This window comes from Paracoccus mutanolyticus (assembly GCF_003285265.1).
GTDB classification, from domain to species: domain Bacteria; phylum Pseudomonadota; class Alphaproteobacteria; order Rhodobacterales; family Rhodobacteraceae; genus Paracoccus; species Paracoccus yeei.
This window is the reverse complement of sequence record NZ_CP030239.1, coordinates 454,619-470,755: the sequence shown is the minus strand read 5'-3', so window position 1 is coordinate 470,755 and position 16,137 is coordinate 454,619. Positions and strand designations below refer to the sequence as shown.

General features: G+C 68.9%; 14 protein-coding genes and 5 pseudogenes. 3 read left to right on the top strand and 16 right to left on the bottom strand.

Translation table 11 applies throughout. The annotated features are described in order from the left end of the window. Window positions 1-51 precede the first annotated feature (51 nt). Genes DPM13_RS02665 through DPM13_RS02645 form a run of 6 tightly spaced genes read right to left on the bottom strand, consistent with a single transcriptional unit; the run spans window position 52 to window position 4,320 of the window. On the bottom strand, window positions 52-1,431 hold the full coding sequence (locus tag DPM13_RS02665; protein WP_112887402.1) for a glutamate--cysteine ligase: 1,380 nt from the start codon (window positions 1,429-1,431) through the stop codon (window positions 52-54). 49 nt (window positions 1,432-1,480) lie between these two features. After that, a complete protein-coding gene (locus DPM13_RS21985) occupies window positions 1,481-1,738 on the bottom strand; it encodes a hypothetical protein (protein WP_223252304.1) in 258 nt (85 codons plus the stop codon). Continuing rightward, window positions 1,684-1,983 carry a hypothetical protein gene (locus DPM13_RS21980; protein WP_223252303.1) on the bottom strand — a complete coding sequence of 100 codons (300 nt, stop codon included), beginning with the start codon at window positions 1,981-1,983 and terminating at the stop codon, window positions 1,684-1,686. Before DPM13_RS21980 ends, DPM13_RS21985 begins: the two co-directional genes overlap by 55 nt. Further along, window positions 1,980-2,399, bottom strand: coding sequence for a GNAT family N-acetyltransferase (locus DPM13_RS02655; RefSeq protein ID WP_112887401.1), 420 nt, complete (start codon window positions 2,397-2,399; stop codon window positions 1,980-1,982). The genes DPM13_RS21980 and DPM13_RS02655 overlap by 4 nt, the downstream gene beginning before the upstream one ends. Further along, window positions 2,396-3,535 carry a succinyl-diaminopimelate desuccinylase gene (dapE, locus tag DPM13_RS02650; protein ID WP_112887400.1) on the bottom strand — a complete coding sequence of 380 codons (1,140 nt, stop codon included), beginning with the start codon at window positions 3,533-3,535 and terminating at the stop codon, window positions 2,396-2,398. Before dapE ends, DPM13_RS02655 begins: the two co-directional genes overlap by 4 nt. A gap of 11 nt (window positions 3,536-3,546) precedes the next feature. After that, complete coding sequence (locus tag DPM13_RS02645; RefSeq protein ID WP_028717855.1) at window positions 3,547-4,320, bottom strand: sulfite exporter TauE/SafE family protein; 774 nt, start codon at window positions 4,318-4,320, stop codon at window positions 3,547-3,549. A 282-nt stretch (window positions 4,321-4,602) separates the two neighbouring features. On the opposite strand from DPM13_RS02645, the pseudogene DPM13_RS02640 reads away from it, so the two are divergent. Beyond that, window positions 4,603-6,241: pseudogene (locus tag DPM13_RS02640) on the top strand (acyl-CoA dehydrogenase family protein). A 78-nt stretch (window positions 6,242-6,319) separates the two neighbouring features. Continuing rightward, on the top strand, window positions 6,320-6,736 hold the full coding sequence (locus DPM13_RS02635) for an META domain-containing protein (RefSeq protein WP_028717853.1): 417 nt from the start codon (window positions 6,320-6,322) through the stop codon (window positions 6,734-6,736). Window positions 6,737-6,742: 6 nt separating this feature from the next. On the opposite strand, the gene recO is transcribed toward DPM13_RS02635, so the two are convergent. Beyond that, window positions 6,743-7,468, bottom strand: coding sequence for a DNA repair protein RecO (gene recO / locus DPM13_RS02630; RefSeq protein WP_112887399.1), 726 nt, complete (start codon window positions 7,466-7,468; stop codon window positions 6,743-6,745). Window positions 7,469-7,532: 64 nt separating this feature from the next. On the opposite strand from recO, the pseudogene DPM13_RS02625 reads away from it, so the two are divergent. Further along, window positions 7,533-9,307 (top strand): annotated as a pseudogene (locus DPM13_RS02625) (adenine deaminase). Here DPM13_RS02625 and DPM13_RS02620 read toward each other — a convergent pair. From DPM13_RS02620 to mutM, 9 genes and pseudogenes are all read right to left on the bottom strand, one after another. Next, a complete protein-coding gene (locus DPM13_RS02620) occupies window positions 9,304-9,732 on the bottom strand; it encodes a VOC family protein (protein ID WP_112887398.1) in 429 nt (142 codons plus the stop codon). The pseudogene DPM13_RS02625 and the gene DPM13_RS02620 sit on opposite strands and share 4 nt — an antisense overlap. Further along, window positions 9,729-10,801, bottom strand: a pseudogene (gene recF, locus DPM13_RS02615) (DNA replication/repair protein RecF). Before recF ends, DPM13_RS02620 begins: the two are co-directional and overlap by 4 nt. Further along, window positions 10,798-11,636: pseudogene (gene dnaN, locus DPM13_RS02610) on the bottom strand (DNA polymerase III subunit beta); the annotation flags it as partial. The pseudogenes dnaN and recF, both read right to left, overlap by 4 nt. Window positions 11,637-11,786: 150 nt before the next feature. Beyond that, window positions 11,787-11,895 (bottom strand): annotated as a pseudogene (locus DPM13_RS02605) (hypothetical protein); the annotation flags it as partial. A gap of 72 nt (window positions 11,896-11,967) precedes the next feature. Next, window positions 11,968-13,332 (bottom strand): chromosomal replication initiator protein DnaA, encoded by a 1,365-nt coding sequence (gene dnaA, locus DPM13_RS02600; protein WP_028717847.1) that lies wholly within the window; start codon window positions 13,330-13,332, stop codon window positions 11,968-11,970. A gap of 523 nt (window positions 13,333-13,855) precedes the next feature. After that, on the bottom strand, window positions 13,856-14,125 hold the full coding sequence (rpsT, locus tag DPM13_RS02595; RefSeq protein ID WP_028717846.1) for a 30S ribosomal protein S20: 270 nt from the start codon (window positions 14,123-14,125) through the stop codon (window positions 13,856-13,858). A 145-nt stretch (window positions 14,126-14,270) separates the two neighbouring features. After that, on the bottom strand, window positions 14,271-14,681 hold the full coding sequence (locus DPM13_RS26520) for an enoyl-CoA hydratase-related protein (protein WP_397246257.1): 411 nt from the start codon (window positions 14,679-14,681) through the stop codon (window positions 14,271-14,273). Continuing rightward, window positions 14,606-15,055, bottom strand: coding sequence for an enoyl-CoA hydratase-related protein (locus tag DPM13_RS26515; RefSeq protein WP_397245479.1), 450 nt, complete (start codon window positions 15,053-15,055; stop codon window positions 14,606-14,608). The genes DPM13_RS26520 and DPM13_RS26515 overlap by 76 nt, the downstream gene beginning before the upstream one ends. Before the next feature lie 132 nt (window positions 15,056-15,187). Further along, on the bottom strand, window positions 15,188-16,033 hold the full coding sequence (mutM, locus tag DPM13_RS02585) for a bifunctional DNA-formamidopyrimidine glycosylase/DNA-(apurinic or apyrimidinic site) lyase (RefSeq protein WP_080620681.1): 846 nt from the start codon (window positions 16,031-16,033) through the stop codon (window positions 15,188-15,190). Window positions 16,034-16,137 lie beyond the last annotated feature (104 nt).

Genomic DNA, 16,137 nt, shown 5'->3' with positions numbered 1-16,137 from the left:
CAAAAAGGGGCCGGGGATGACTCGGCCCCTTTGTCATTCGGCAGACGGTCCTCAATAGGAATATTCGGCGTAGATCCGGTTCAGGTCACCCTGCCATTCGCCGTGGTATTTCGCCAGCATCTCGTCGGCCGGGACCGTGCCGCTGTCCACGCTTTCCTTCAGCGCGTTCAGGAAATGCGTCTCGTCCGGGACCAGCCCGCCGCTGCCCGCGCGGGCGCGGGCCTTGAGCCCGGCTTCGGAAATCGCCAGAACCTCGCGCGCCAGATCGCGCATCCGGGTGCCGCCGACCTCGGCGTCCAGCGCCTTGAGGCCCGCCTCGCGCCGCCAGGCCTCGCGGGTTTCGGCGTCCCAGCCCCTGACCAGATCCCAGGCCGCATCCAGTGCCGACTGGTCATAGATCAGCCCGACCCACAGCGCGGGCAGGGCGCAAAGCCGCCGCCAGGGGCCGCCGTCCGCGCCGCGCATCTCGATGAATTTCTTGACGCGCGCCTCGGGGAAGACGGTGGTCAGGTGGTCGGCCCAGTCCGACAGCGTCGGCACTTCGCCCGGCAGGGCGGGCAGGCGGCCGTTCAGGAAATCGCGGAAGCTTTGTCCCAGCGCGTCGATGTACTTGCCGTCGCGATAGACGAAATACATTGGCACATCAAGGACGTAGTCCACCCAGCGTTCATAACCCATGCCGTCCTGGAAGGCGAAGGGCAGCATGCCGGTGCGCGCCGCGTCGAGGTTCTGCCAGATATGGGCGCGCCAGCTTTTCCAGCCGTTCGGCTTGCCGTCGAGGAAGGGCGAATTGGCGAACAGCGCATTGGCGACGGGTTGCAGGGCCAGCGCGACGCGCAGCTTCTGGACCATGTCGGCTTCGCTGGCAAAGTCCAGGTTCACCTGCACGGTGCAGGTGCGATACATCATCTGCGTGCCGAGCGTGCCGACCCGGCCCATGTAATCGGTCATCAGCCGATAGCGGCCCTTGGGCATCATCGGCATCTGGTCCTGGCTCCAGACCGGCGCGGCGCCCAGGCCGATAAAGCCCGCGCCCATCTTGTCGGCGATCTCGCGCACCTCGGCCAGGTGGCCGTTCACCTCGTCGCAGGTCTGGTGGATCGTCTCGACCGGGGCGCCGGACAGTTCCAGTTGTCCGCCCGGCTCCAGGCTGACATTGGCGCCGTCGCGCTCCAGCCCGATGATATGGCCGGCTTCCAGCACGGGGGTCCAGCCGAAACGGTCGCGCAAGCCTTCCAGCATGGCCTTGACCGAAGGCTGGCCGGCGGGCGCGTCATAGGGCAGGGGCATCAGGTCGGAATGGCGATAGCCGAACTTCTCGTGCTCGGTTCCGATGCGCCAGCGGTCCTTGGGTTTCTCGCCCGAGGCGATGTACTCCGCCAGTTGCTCGGGTCGTTCGATCGGGCCGCCGCCCTGTTGAGGAATGGACATCGGTGGCCTTTCATCTGCCTAGCCCGCCACAGGTGGCAAGGCTGGCGCGTCAAGTCAAGCGGGGGTGATTGTTCCTGGTCCAAAGGGTCTGCATGGTCGGTCCGTCCGCCTTCAGCGCGGCCGAGATGCGGCCCATGTCCACACCCGGCAGCGCGGCAAAGGCGCTGGCCAGCCCCTCGGCGCCGCGCGCATCGACCGGCACCAGCAGCGCCTGCCCGTCCAGGCTTTTCAGCCGCCAATGCGCCCGCCCGTTCAGCCGCAGCAGGCGGATTTCGGACAGGTCGCGCAGCGCGATCTCGCCGCCCAACAGGCGGTCGGGGACAGGTAGCGGATCGCGCCTTCGTCCAGTTCCACGACGCCCGGCGCGGTCGCCCGGCTGCGAAAGCGCAGCCGCCGCCAGGCGTCCAGCGCCCAGAGCGCCGAGGCCCCGGCGATCAGCGCGCCCAGCGGCCAGAACACCCAGCCGCCCCGCGAAAACACCCAAAGCCCCAGGCCCGTCGCGACCAGGGCCGCCACGGTTTCGCGATAGGGCCGCAGTTCGGGCCGGATCAAAGCGTCAGCGCCATGTCGCGATGCCGGATCCCCGCATCGTCGTATTCCGGGCCATAGGCGGCAAAGCCCAGCTTTTCGTAAAACCCGATGGCATGGGTCTGGGCGCCCAGCTTGGCACGGGTGACGCCGGGCAGGGCGCGCAACTCGGCCAGCGCCGCCCGGATCAGCGCCGCGCCCGCGCCGGTGCCGCGCGCCGGTTTCAGAACGGCGACCCGCCCGATCTTGCCGGTGCCGTCGGCCAGCAGGATGCGCGCGGTCCCGACCGCGGCGCCCTGGTCGTCGCGGGCCAGCAGGTGGATCGCCGCGCCGTCCAGCCCGTCCCACTCCTCGTCCTCGGGGACGTTCTGTTCCTGGACAAAGACGGCGCGGCGGATGGCGCGGCAGGTCTCGAGGTCCTCGGTGCGTTCGATCTTCATGCGAAATAGCGCTCCAGAATGCGGCGATAGATCCGGGACAGGTCGCGCACCTGATCGGCGGGAACCCGTTCATCGACCTGGTGCATGAAATGGCCGACCAGGCCGAATTCAAGGACCGGGCAATGATCCTTGACGAAGCGCGCGTCCGAGGTCCCGCCCGAGGTGGAGAGCACCGGGTCAAGCCCGGTTTCCGCGCGCACGACGCCCGCCACCAGATCGACGAAGGGGCCGGGCTCGGTCAGGAAGCTTTCGCCCGAGACCTGGGCCCGGATGTCCAGTCCCACGCCCGTCTGCGCCGAGATCGCCGCGGCCTTGTCGCGGATCATCGCCTGAAGGCTGGCAGAGGTATGCGCGTCGTTGAAGCGGATGTTCACGCTGGCGCGCGCCGTCTCGGGGATGACGTTCGTGGCCGGGTTGCCGCAGTCCACGGTCGTCACCTGCAGGCCGGACGGGTCGAAATGCGCCGTTCCCTGGTCCAGCGGCTGGCTGGTCAGATCGCCCAGCAGCCGGATCAGCGCGTGGATCGGGTTGCGCGCCCGGTCCGGATAGGCGGCGTGTCCCTGCACGCCCCGCGCCTCGATATGGAGCGTCATCGAGCCGCGCCGGCCGATCTTGATCATCTCGCCCAAGCGGTCTGGGTTCGACGGCTCGCCCACGATGCAGACATCCATCCGCTCGCCGTTCCGGGCCATCCAGTCCAGCAGCGCCAGCGTGCCGTCGCGGCTGGGCCCTTCCTCGTCCCCGGTGATGGCCAGGACCACGGCGCCGTCGGGCGGGGTCCGGGTCACGAATTCGACCGCCGCCGCGACAAAGGCCGCGACGCCCGATTTCATGTCGGTGGCACCCCGGCCCCAGATCCAGCCGTCGACCTCGGCCCCCGAGAAGGGTGGGTGGGTCCAGCTGGCGGGGTCGCCGGGCGGGACCACGTCGGTATGGCCGTTGAAGCCGAAGCTCCGTGCCGCCCCCTTGGCGCCCCAGCGTGCGAACAGGTTCGGCGTTCCGTTCCGGTCCACGCGGTGGCATTCGAAGCCCGCGCCGGCCAGAACGCCGTCCAGCAGGGTCAGCGCGCCGCCTTCCTCGGGCGTGACCGAGGGGCAGCGGATCAGATCGGCGGTCAGGCGGGCGGGGTCGATCATGGCATGTCCTTTCAGGTCGGGGCGCCCAGAAGCTCGGTCGCGCGGCGGATCAGGTTCAGCCCGGTCGCGACCAGCAGGATTAGCGTCCAGCGCCGGAATTGCGAGATGTCCAGCCGGTCATGCGCCAGATAGCCCAGGCCCATGCCGATGATCGCCGGCACCACCAGCATGGCGGAAAATGGCAGGGTCTGCGCGTTCAGAAGCCCCGAGTTCAGGTGCGACACCGTCAGCACCGCCGCCCCGATGAAGAACACGACACCTTGGACGCGCATCTGTTCGTCCTTGGGTGCGTGCAGGGACAGCAGCAGGACCAGCAGCGGCGGCCCCCAGATCCCCGAGACGCCGCCGATCAGCCCGCCGACGATGCCGGTCGCGATCTCGGCCCGGCGGCGGTGGTGGATGGGCAGGGCCAGGCTGCGGCCCATCAGTTGCCACCCCGCGTAAAGCGTGATCGGCACGCCGATCAGCGCATACATCGCCCATTGCGGCACACGCGTGGCAAAGAAGGCGCTGACCGGGATGAACAGCACGACCATGCCGATATGCCAGCGATAGGCCCAGGTGGCCGCCCAGGCCGGGCCCCATCCCTGGCGCAGCGCCTGGCGGATGTTGGTGATGAGCACCGGCAGGATGACGGCCGCGACCGCTTGCTGGGCGGTCAGGAACGATCCCAGCGCCGACAGCATGATCATCGGCATGGCAAAGCCGATGGCGCCCTTGACGAAGCCGGAAAACAGCGTGATCGCGACGGCAAGCGCCAGGTGAAAGGGGTCCAGTCCGAACATTGAACGACAGTCGATTGGGGCCCGTGCAGGCTTGAGGCGTCTCATGTTTTCGCGATGGAAAACGCGGCTGGGCGTGGCTTTGGCCCGATGGCCCGGTCATTACCGCTCCGGGGAATTTTCCGCAAACGCTAAAAGTCCGGGTGCCGAGGGCGGGCTGAGCGCCATCACGGGCAGCACGGGTCATTTTCGTTCGCCTACGCTGTGTGTCGCGCATGATAGTTGCGCTGCGCCTGCATTGGCGCTAGACATGCTGCAACGCCGCACGACCGCAAAGGACCTGCCATGAAGGATACGCCCGCCATGCCCGCCCAGACGCTTGCCCGCGCGCGCGACACGCTGCCCGCGCTTTCCGACCTGCTGGACCGTGCGATCCAGACCCTGCGCGCCCGGGTGGCCCCGACGGGCAAGGTCGATCCCGCCGCGCTGGACCGCGACCAGCACGCCGCGCATGCGCTGTCCTGGCTGGCGACCTATGTCGAATCGATCCGGCAGCTGACGGAATGGGCCGGCCGGCTGTCCGAGGCGGGCGGCCTTGGCCGGGCCGAGGCGCTGATCCTGCAGATCGGCCTGGGCGAATACCTGACCCAGATCCGGGGCGGCATCCCCATGAGCCAGACCGAATTCGCGCGGCTGTCGGACCTGGGCCTGGACTGGACCCCGCCCGAGGCGGCGCTGGCGCTGATGGGTGGCAACACGCCCCAGGCGCGGGCCGAGCTGGTGGCGCTGATGCAGGACAACCACGGCCGCGCCACCTTCGGCGCCACCGGGCTGGACGAGGATCTCGAGATGATCCGCGACCAGTTCCGCCGCTATGCCGACGAACGCGTGATCCCCAACGCCCATGGCTGGCACCTCAAGGACCAGTTGATCCCGATGGAGATCATCGAGGAACTGGCCGAGCTTGGCGTCTTTGGCCTGACCATCCCCGAGGAATACGGCGGCCTCGGCCTCTCCAAGGCCTCGATGGTGGTCGTGACCGAGGAACTGTCGCGCGGCTACATCGGCGTGGGCAGCTTGGGCACGCGCAGCGAAATCGCGGCCGAGCTGATCCTGTGCGGCGGTACGGAGGAGCAGAAGGCGAAATGGCTGCCCGGCCTCGCCTCGGGGCAGATCCTGTCCACGGCCGTCTTCACCGAGCCGAACACCGGCAGCGACCTGGGCAGCCTGCGCACGCGGGCGGTGCGCGATGGCGACGACTGGGTGGTGACGGGCAACAAGACCTGGATCACCCATGCGCAGCGCACCCATGTGATGACGCTGCTGGCGCGTACCGACCCCGACACGACCGACTGGCGCGGCTTGTCGATGTTTCTGGCCGAAAAGACCCCCGGCACGGACGACGACCCGTTCCCCACCCCCGGCATGACCGGGGGCGAGATCGAGGTGCTGGGCTATCGCGGCATGAAGGAATACGAGCTGGGCTTCGACGGGTTCCGCGTCCGGGGCGAGAACCTGCTGGGCGGCGAGCCGGGTCGCGGTTTCAAGCAGTTGATGGAGACCTTTGAATCCGCCCGCATCCAGACCGCCGCCCGCGCCGTGGGCGTGGCGCAATCGGCTTGCGAACTGGGCCTGCGCTATGCCCTTGACCGCAAGCAGTTCGGCCGCGCGCTGATCGACTTTCCCCGGTCGCCGACAAGCTGGCGCTGATGGCGGTGGAAATCATGATCCGGCCAGCTGACCTATCGCGCCTGCCGAAGGACCACGGCCGGCGCTGCGACCTGGAGGCCGGGATGGCCAAGCTGCTCGGCGCCCGCGTCGCCTGGGCCGCCGCCGACCATGGCGCTGCAGATCCACGGCGGCAATGGCTATTGCCGCGGAATATGCCATCAGCCGGGTCCTGTGCGACGCCCGCATCCTGAACATCTTCGAGGGCGCGGCCGAGATCCAGGCCCAGGTCATTGCGCGCAGGTTACTGGGTTGACGGGAAAATTCCGCCCCCGGCTGGACAGCGGGGGCCGATCAGGCATTATGGCGGGCAATTGACAGAACGGAGCTGCCCATGACCCGCTTCCTGCCCCTTGCGGCGGCGCTTGCCGCAACGGCCGCACTGGCCGCCTGCGAACCCACCCCGACCGGAAGTGCATCCCACAACATCCCCGTCGGGCCCTATGTGCTGGTCGGCATCGGCTCGGACACCGTGCCGCAGCGCAATGTCGGCATCGAGATCGCCAGCGACGGCTCGGTTTCGGGGCAGGCGCCCTGCAACCACTACAGCGCCAATCAGACGGCCGAGCCGCCGGCCTTCAAGCTGGGCCCGATCACCACGACGCGGATGGCCTGTTCCGGCAATGCCGGCCGGCTGGAAAACCGCTATCTGGCGGCGCTGGCCCAGGCCGACGGCATCACCTATGACGGCGGCGTGCTGAAGATCACCGGCCCGACCTATCTGACCTTCGAGCCGGGCTATCGCAAGTAGCAGCCCCTAACGGTCGCGCGCCAGCCGCGCGACCAGCCTGGCGCGGGCCGGGGGCAGCGGCTTTCCGGCATGGGCCTCGGCCAGGCGGGATTGCAGGAAGTGCCCGGTCAGGGCCAGGGCGTCCCCGATGCCGCCGTTGCCGAGTCCGCCCAGGATCGCGGGCAGGGGCAGCAGGCGCGGCGCCCAGTCGCCCGCCGCCTGGGCGCTGACCGCACGGCCCGAACGCGGGCTGACATAGGCCAGCCCTTCGCGGACACCCGTCACCGCGCAGGCCGACAGGTCCAGGCCAAAGCCCAACTCGTCCAGCAGGCACATCTCCCAGGCCAGATAGGCCCCGGCCCAGCCGTCGCCCCCCTGCGCGCCCTGGTCCATCAGGTCCAGCAGCGCCTCGGTCGCGTCCGACAGGCGCGGGTGCGGGTCGCGTTCGGGCAGCGCCCAGGACAGCAGCGCCGTCACCGCGTTCACCCCCGCCAGCGCGTCCGCCCCGGCCAGCAGCCCCGCCCGCGCCCGGCCGGGCTCGACCGCGAAGGTGCCCAGCTGATCCTCAAGCCGGGCGCGCCAGCGCAGGCTGACGCGGTTGCCGGGCTGCAGCATCGCGGACCGCTTGGCGCTGGCGCCGCCGGGAACCAGCCCGCGCATCAACCCCGCCTCGCGCGACAGCACGGTCAGGATCACGGCGTTCTCGCCGTGCCTGGTGCGGGTTATCACGCTGGCCTCGCCGCTCCATTCCATCGGCGCCGCCTTTCCTTCGCCGCCACCCTGCCGCAATCTGGGGGCCACGAACAAGGAAAGAGCCATGCTGAAACCCTGGATCCAAGCGCAGCCCCGGCTGGTCGAGGTGGCCGCCGGCCGCACCCCGGCCGATCTGGTGATCCGGGGCGGGCAATGGGTCAACGTCCACACGCGCGAGGTGATCCCCGGCATCGACGTCGCCGTGGCCGACTGCCGCGTGGCCTATGTCGGGCCGGACGCGGGCCCCTCGATCGGCCCCGACACGCAGGTGATCCAAGCGGCGGGGCGCTTCATGGTCCCCGGGCTGATCGACGCGCACATGCATGTCGAATCGGGGATGCTGACCCCCGCCGGCTTTGCCGGAGCCGTGATCCCGCATGGCACGACGACCATCCTGCACGACCCGCACGAGGTCGCGAACGTGCTGGGACTGGAGGGCGTGCGGCTGATGCGCGACGAATCGCTGCTGCAACCGATCAGCATGTTCACCCAGATGCCCAGCTGCGCGCCTTCGGCCCCCGGCCTGGAAACCACCGGCGCGCCCATCACCGAGGGCGAGGTCGCCCAGGCCATGGGCTGGGAGGGCATCATCGGTCTGGGCGAGATGATGAACTTTCCCGGCGTCGCGGCGGGCGATCCGCAGATGCTGGCCGAGATCGCCGCGACCGTTGCCGCGGGCAAGACGGTCGGCGGCCATTACGCCAGCCCTGACCTGGGCCGGCCGTTCCACGCCTATGTCGCGGGCGGCGCCAACGACGACCACGAGACCACGACCGAGGCGCAGGGCATCGCCCGCGTCCGTCAGGGCATGGGCTGCATGATGCGGCTCGGCTCGGCCTGGTACGACGTCGAAAGCCAGATCACCGCGATCACCGAAAAGGGCCTCGACCCGCGCTTCTTCATCCTGTGCACCGACGACAGCCATTCCGGCACGCTGGTCCACGACGGGCACATGAACCGGGTGGTGCGCCACGCCATCGCCTGCGGCTGCGACCCGCTGGTGGCGATCCAGATGGCGACGATCAATGCCGCAAGCCACTTCGGGCTGGAACGCGAGCTTGGCAGCATCACGCCGGGGCGGCGGGCGGATGTGGTCCTGACGTCCGATCTGGCCGCCTTGCCGGTGGAGCTGGTCATCGCCCAGGGCCGGGTGGTGGCCGAGCAGGGCCGGCTGCTGGTCGATTGCCCGCGCATCGACTGGCCCGAGCGGGCGCGGAACTCGGTCCGCCTGGGCAAGCGGCTGGCGGCCGAGGATTTCCGCGCGTTGGCCAGCGGCGACAGCGTGCGTGCGCGCGTGATCGGCGTCGTGGAAAACCAGGCCCCGCCACGCGCGCTGGAGGCGGATCGCCGGTCCAGGGCGGCGTGATCGAGCCCGTGGGCGATGTCTGCCATATCGCGCTGGTCGAACGGCACCGGGGCACGGGCGGGGTGGTCAACGGCTTCGTTTCGGGCTTTGGCTACCGGGGCCGGGTCGCGGTCGCCTCGACCGTCGCGCATGACAGCCACCACATGATCGTCGTCGGCACCGACCGTCAGACGATGGCGGCGGCGGCGAACCACCTGGGGGACATCGGCGGCGGCGTCACCGTGTTCCGCGATGGCGCCGAACTGGCGACGGTGGCCCTGCCCATTGCCGGGCTGATGTCGGACCTGCCCGCGCCCGAGGTGGCCGAGGCGGCGCAGGCCATCGTTCGGGCGATGCAGGATTGCGGCTGCACGCTCAACAACGCCTATATGCAACATTCGCTGCTGGCGCTGGTGGTGATCCCGGAGCTGCGCATCTCGGACCTTGGCATCGTCGATGTGCGCAGCTTCCAGATCGTGGACCTGACCGTTTAGCCGGGCAGGGTCAGAGCGCCGCCCGCATCCAGCGGCCAGAACGGGTTGCAGGCGATTTCCCAGACATGGCCGTCGGGATCGGCGAGATAGCCGGAATAGCCGCCCCAGACCGCCTTTTCGGGCGGCTTGATCGCCCGCGCCCCGGCGGCCAGCGCGGCGGCAAAGACGGCATCCGCTTCGGCATCGTCGGCACAGTTCTGCGCCAGCGTCAAGGCGCCGGTGCCAAGCTCCGCCTCGGGGCGCCCCTGGTCGTGGGCCAGCTCGCCGCGCTGGAACAGCGCCAGCGCCGCGCCGGTCATCTGGAACAGCACCAGCCCCGGCTGCGAGGCGGGATGCGCCTGCCAGCCCCAGTCGGCGTAAAAGCGTCGGCTGCGATCCAGATCCTGGACGCCCAGGGTAATCAGGGTGACACGTTCCCGTTTCATGGCAGAACCTCGGATGTGGCGCCGTCGCGGCGCACGGCCAGGAATTGCGCCCGATCCCGCAGGCTGTCGAACAGCTCGGGTCCCGTGCCGGTCAGCAGGCTTTGCGCATCGAGCGCGCAGATCTCGTCATGCAATGCCGCGCGGCGGTCGGCGTCAAGATGGGCCGCGACCTCGTCCAGCAGCAGGACCGGGCTTTCCCCGGACAGGGCGCGGGCGTTCGCCAGGATCAGCGACAGCAGCATCGCCTTTTGCTCGCCGGTCGAGCTTAGTGCGGCGGGCATGTCCTGCGGCCCCCAATGCGCGCCCAGGTCCGCGCGGTGCGGGCCGGTCAGGGTGCGGCCGGCGGCCATGTCGCGGGACCGGGTCTCGGCCAGGCGGGCGGCGATGCTGGCGGGGTCGGGGTCGTCGGCGAAGCCTTCGCCCGGCAGCAGGGTCAGGCGCGCGGCCGGAAAGGCGGTTTCCGCGCTCTGCTGGGCCTGCATGATCCGGGCGATGGCGTCCTGCCGATTGCGGGTGATCGCGGCGCCCATGTCGGCCATCTGCGATTCCAGCGCTCGATACCAGCGGTCGTCGCGCACCTCGTCGCGCAGCAGGCGATTGCGTTCGCGCATGGCCTTGTCGTAACCCAGCGCGTCCTCGGCATGGAAGGGGGCGAAGCTCAGCGTCACGCGGTCCAGAAAGCGGCGGCGCTGTTCGGGCGCGTCGGTCCACAGCCGGTCCATCGCCGGCACCAGCCAGATCACCCGCATCAGCCGCCCCAGCGCCACCTGCGGCGCGGGCTTGTCGTCGATCATGACCTCGCGCGGCTGGCCGGGGGCGCGCGGGTCACGACCGCCTGATCGCCGATCTGCGCCCGGATCTGCCAGCCCACGTCCGGCCCCTGCCGCGCCTGATCGCCAGGCGGGGCGCCGCGCATGCCCCGGCCGGGGGACAGCATCGAGGCGGCTTCCAGAATGTTCGTCTTGCCCGCGCCGTTCGGGCCGTGGATCGCCAGCGGCCGTCCGTCAAGCTCCAGGTCCAGCCTGGCCCAGCTGCGGAACTGGGTCAGGTGCAGGCGGCTCAGCGTCACACGCGCATCGGCATCACGACATAGACGGCGGTGCTGTCGCCGCCCTCGCGGATCAGCGCCGCGTCGCCCGAGCCGTTGAACAGAAAGACCGCGTTCTCGCGCTCGATCTGGCTGGCGATTTCGTGCAGGTACTTGGCGTTGAAGCCGATTTCCAGCGGATCGTCGGCATAGGCGACCGACAGCTCCTCATCCGCCGCGCCGGCGTCGGGGGCGTTGACCGACAGGACCAGCCGATCCTCGTCCAAGGACAGCTTGACCGCGCGCGAACGCTCGCTGCTGACGGTCGCCACCCGGTCCACCGCCTTGGCGAAGTCGCCCGCGTCCACCTCGAGCTTGCGGGTGTTCGAGGACGGGATCACCCGGGTATAATCGGGGAAGGTGCCGTCGATCACCTTCGAGGTCAGGGTGATCATGGGCGTCGCGAAGCGCACCTGGTTTCGCTGACGGACACCGCGATCTCGGTCTCGTCGTCGTCCAGCAGCTTGCGCAGTTCCGCCACCGTCTTGCGCGGCACGATGACGCCCGGCATGTCGGCCGCGCCGCCGGGCAGGGGGGCGTCGATGCGGGCCAGCCGATGGCCGTCGGTCGCCACGCAGCGCAGGCTGGGCCCGTCCGCGCCCTCAGCCACATGCATATAGACGCCATTCAGGTAATAGCGCGTTTCCTCGTTCGAGATCGCGAATTTGGACTTGTCGAACAGCCGCCGCAGGACCAGCGCCGGGGCGCTGAAGTTCGCCGCGTATTCCGATGCCGACATGACCGGGAAATCCTCGCGCGGCAGCGTCGCCAGGCTGAAGTTCGACCGCCCCGCCTGCACCGAAAGCCGCTGCGAACCGCCGTCCAGCCCTCAGCTTGTCGGCGTAGTAGCGCAGCTTGCGGGCGATAGTTGATCAGCTGGCCCTGGATGCGCAGAAGCTGTGCCTCGGGCGGCAATTGCATGATCTCGTCGGGGGTCAGCAGGTCGCGGCCGGTGACGCTGGTCGTGGTGCTGTCAGGACGTTGGCCAGGATCGGGATCGTGTTGCGCCGTTCGACCACGGATTGGGCCTGGGCCACGGCCTTGACCAGATCGGCCCGTTCAATGGCAAATTTCATCGCTAATCCTCATCCTGATCCGGCGCGGGGCGCCAATGTGGCAGAATCCCGCGCGGGGTCAAGCGGCTGCGATCAGGCTTCCAGCAGGCGGCGCAGCAGGTCAATGTCCTCGGCCAGGCTGCGGTCGGCGCTGCGCAGCTCCTCGATCTTCTTCACGCCATGCATGATCGTCGTGTGATCCCGCCCGCCGAACCGGCGGCCGATCTCGGGCAGGCTGCGCGAGGTCATCTGCTTGGCCAGATACATCGCGATCTGGCGGGGCCGGGCGACGGTGCGCACGCGCTTCGGCCCGATCATGTCCGACAGGCGGATGTTGTAATGCTCGGCGACCTTGCGCTGGATCTCCTCGATCGAAACCTTGCGGTCGTTGGCGCGCAGGATGTCGGCCAGGCATTCCTGCGTCATGTCCAGCGTGATCTCGCGCCCCATCAGACTGGCGAAGGCGAACAGCCGCTGCAGCGCGCCTTCCAGCACGCGCACGTTCGAGGTGATGCGATGGGCCAGGAACTCCAGCACGCCCGGCGCCAGCAGAAGGCCCGGATATTGCTGGCGGAAAGCGTCGGTCTTGCTTTGCAGGATACCCAGCCGCAATTCGTAGTCGGTGGGGTGCAGGTCCACGACCAGCCCGCATTGCAGGCGCGACTTGATGCGCTCCTCCATGTCCTTGATCTCGCCCGGCGCGCGGTCGGCGGAAATCACGATCTGCTTGCCCTGGTCGACCAGGGTGTTGAAGGTATGGAAGAATTCCTCTTGCGTGGAATCCTTGCCGGCGATGAACTGGACGTCGTCGACCATCAGCACCGAGACGGTGCGGAACAGTTCCTTGAAATCCATCACGGTCCGGTCGCGCAGCGCCTGGACGAAGCGGTACATGAACTGTTCCGCCGACAGGTACAGCACGCGGGCATCGGGCTGGCGGGCCTGGATCTCGCGCGCGATGGCATGCATCAGGTGGGTCTTGCCCAGGCCCACGCCGCCGTAAAGGAACAGCGGGTTGAAGGTCACGGGCCCGCCCTCGGCCACGCGGCGGGCGGCGGCATGGGCGAGTTCGTTGGGCTTGCCGACGACGAAATTCTCGAAGGTGAAGCGCTGGTCCAGCGGCGCGGTCAGCTCCTCGCCCTCGGCCCGGGCGTCTCCGCGGGTGGCGTCCTGACGGGCGGCGGGGCGCTTGGGCGCGGCGGCGGCAGGGCTGGCCGCCTGGCTGCGCGTCTCGAAGCTCAGCCGGTGGACCGGGCCGCCCAGGCGGTCCAGCACGGTCAGGATGTCGTCGCTGTAATGGCGTGACACCCAGTCCGACAGGAAGCGGGTGGGGCAGGCGATCACGGCGGTGCCGTCATCGACCTCGGCCAGCTTCAGCGGGTCGATCCAGGTCGCGAAGCTGTCCGCTCCGACGATTCTTTGCAGTTCTTCACGCGCCTGCCCCCAAATCTTGTCCATCTCGCCCAAGTCCGTTTCCTTGCCCATGTTTCGCGGGGCCCCCCGGTTCTCACGGGGGTTCACCGTCGCGCCTTGATTCGGCATCGGCACAGGGGGGACGGATTCGCGGTCAACGAAAGAACCAGCCGCCAAAAGCGGCCGGCTGCCTCCGCAGCCTTCGATTCCAGACACGAAGCAGACGCCGGTGGCAGCCGGCCTCGTGCTTCATCAGGTAGCAGATCGTCCCGCGATCATGCTGCCGGTCCGCGTGCCGGCAGGCAGTGCCGGTTGCGGAGCATGTCCCCCAGGTGCGACGTGAATCGCTGGACCGAAGCTAGCAAGAACGGCGCTCGGCCGACAACCGATCTTCGTGCTTGACAGCCACTTTGCCAGACGAATCTGACGCCGTGCACGGCCCGGACCGTCCCTTGAAAATCGGGCAAGATCAGGGCCTTGCGGCTATGCTTTTGATGCCAAAGGGCACGTTCGGTAAAGAACGCGCCCCCGTATTGTTCGATCTCAGTTGCGGATTTGCCGCAGCGCCTCAGGCGTTCGACAGGGCCTTCACGCGGGCCGCCAGACGCGAGATCTTGCGCGCCGCGGTGTTCTTGTGAACGACGCCCTTGGTCACGCCGCGCATCAGTTCGGGCTGGGCGTTCTTCAGCGCTTCGCGGGCCGCGTCGGCATTGCCGCCGGCGATGGCTTCCTCGACCTTGCGCAGGAAGGTGCGAATGCGCGAACGGCGGGCCTTGTTGACGGCGGTGACGCGCTCGATCTGGCGTGCGCGTTTCTTGGACTGGGGCGTATTGGCCATGGGTGCTTGTCTCTCCGAATATCTTGATCGCGCAAAAGCCCCACGGCACCGTCCCATCCGGGACGGTCATGATTCTTGCCTAAGCGGGCCCACGCGCATGTCAGGCCGGCCCTATACACCGGCGCTCCGGCAATGCCAAGCGCAATCAGCGGTCGCGGAACTGCGGCGCGCGCTTTTCCAGGAAGGCGCTCATGCCTTCCTTCTGGTCCTCGGTCGCGAACAGCGCCTGGAAGGTCCGCCGCTCGAACAGGACGCCCTCGCGCAGGGTGGTTTCATAGGCGCGGTTCACCGCCTCCTTGGCGGCAAGCACGGCGATCATGGACTTCTCGGCGATCTTCTTGGCGGCGGCCATCGCCTCGGGGATCAGCTTGGCGGCGGGGACGACGCGGCTGACCAGGCCCGAGCGTTCGGCCTCGGCCGCGTCCATGAAGCGGCCGGTCAGGTGCATCTCCAGCGACTTCGATTTGCCGACAAAGCGCGTCAGGCGCTGGGTGCCGCCGATGGCAGCTTGAAAACCAAGGCTGTCCCGGTCTGGCTGTTCTTCTTCGGAAACAATGACATTCGCGCTGAAAAGGCTGTATCGCAGGCCATCGCCAGTCGCACCGCCGCCCAGCGCAAGCCCGCGACTGCCGCGATGATCGGCTTCCTCGTGGCGGTGATGCGGTCGATCTCGGCCCCGAACAGGTCGGTGGTATAGGCGTCGACATAGGTTTTCGTCGCCATCTCCTTGATGTCCGCCCCGGCCGCAAAGGCCTTTTCGCTGCCGGTCAGGACGATGCAGCGCACCTTGTCGTTGCGGTCGGCTTCGGCCAGCGCCTCGGCCAGTTCTCCGACCAGTTGCGAATTCAACGCGTTCAACGCCTCCGGCCGGGCAAGCCGGATCAGCGCGACATAATCGTCGATCTCGACGGTGAGGGTCTGGTAAGCCATGAAACCGAGCCTTTCGCTGTGACGCTGGGCGCGAGCATTAACAAATGCGCGCGCCTTAGGCCAGCGCCGCGCGGGGGCCGGGTGCGCGGACTTCTTTCTTGGTCAAATATCCCCGCCGGAGGCTCCGGCGCCTCAACGTTGACAGGCGGGGCAGTAAAAGCTCGACCGTCCCGACTGCACGATCCGGCGAATGGTCCCGGGGCAGGCGGGGCGCGGGCAGGGCGCGCCCTCGCGGTCATAGACCCGGAAGCTGTGCTGGAAATAGCCCAGCTCCCCGCTGGCCTGGCGGTGGTCGCGCAGCGACGATCCGCCGGCGGCGATGGCCTCGTCCAGCACGTCGCGGATATGCCCGACCAGCGCCGCGATCCGCGCGGCCCCGATCCGGCCCGCCAGCCGGCGCGGGTCGATGCCCGCCCGGTGCAGCGCCTCGGACACATAGATGTTGCCCAGTCCCGCCACGATCCGCTGGTCCAGCAGCGCGGCCTTGATCGGCGTCCTGCGCCCGGCCAGCGCGCGGGCCAGCACGTCGGGGGTGAAGTCGGGGCCCAGCGGCTCTGGCCCCAGATGCGCCAGCAGCGGATGCGCTGCTCCGGGCGCGATCAGGTCCACCATGCCGAATCGCCGCGCGTCGTTGAAGGTGATGCGCGTCCCCTGGTCGGTCCACAGCACCACATGGTCGTGGCGCGGCAGGATCGCGGGGTCGCGGTGGAACTCGCCCTGCGACTGGCCCTCGATCAGCATCCGCCCCGACATGCCCAGGTGCAAAAGCAGCGTGCCCCGCTCCTCCAGGTCGGCCAGGATGTACTTCGACCGCCGCCGCAGCGCCGTGACACGGGCGCCGGTCAGCACCTGCACCAGGTCCGGCGGCAGCGGCCAGCGCAGGTCGGGACGGCGCGCCTCGGCGCGCGCAAGGACGTGCCCCTCAAGGTGCGGCAGCAGGCCGCGGCGGACGGTTTCGACCTCGGGCAGTTCTGGCATTTCCGTTCCGTTCGTCGCATGGTGCGGCGCGCAGCCCGGCTTCTGGCGGGTGGCGCGCGGCGTGGATAGCCCCTATCTGTGCCCGAAACCACGGATGGACAAGC

Coding starts and splice junctions, on each gene's coding strand:
- recO (WP_112887399.1), bottom strand. CDS start 7,468: ATGGAATGGAGCGGCGAGGCCAGCGTGATAACCCGCACCAGGCACGGC.
- DPM13_RS02620 (WP_112887398.1), bottom strand. CDS start 9,732: ATGAAACGGGAACGTGTCACCCTGATTACCCTGGGCGTCCAGGATCTG.
- dapE (WP_112887400.1), bottom strand. CDS start 3,535: ATGATCGACCCCGCCCGCCTGACCGCCGATCTGATCCGCTGCCCCTCG.
- DPM13_RS02655 (WP_112887401.1), bottom strand. CDS start 2,399: ATGAAGATCGAACGCACCGAGGACCTCGAGACCTGCCGCGCCATCCGC.
- rpsT (WP_028717846.1), bottom strand. CDS start 14,125: ATGGCCAATACGCCCCAGTCCAAGAAACGCGCACGCCAGATCGAGCGC.
- DPM13_RS02635 (WP_028717853.1), top strand. CDS start 6,320: ATGACCCGCTTCCTGCCCCTTGCGGCGGCGCTTGCCGCAACGGCCGCA.
- DPM13_RS02645 (WP_028717855.1), bottom strand. CDS start 4,320: ATGTTCGGACTGGACCCCTTTCACCTGGCGCTTGCCGTCGCGATCACG.
- DPM13_RS02665 (WP_112887402.1), bottom strand. CDS start 1,431: ATGTCCATTCCTCAACAGGGCGGCGGCCCGATCGAACGACCCGAGCAA.
- dnaA (WP_028717847.1), bottom strand. CDS start 13,332: ATGGACAAGATTTGGGGGCAGGCGCGTGAAGAACTGCAAAGAATCGTC.
- mutM (WP_080620681.1), bottom strand. CDS start 16,033: ATGCCAGAACTGCCCGAGGTCGAAACCGTCCGCCGCGGCCTGCTGCCG.
- DPM13_RS26515 (WP_397245479.1), bottom strand. CDS start 15,055: ATGGCTTACCAGACCCTCACCGTCGAGATCGACGATTATGTCGCGCTG.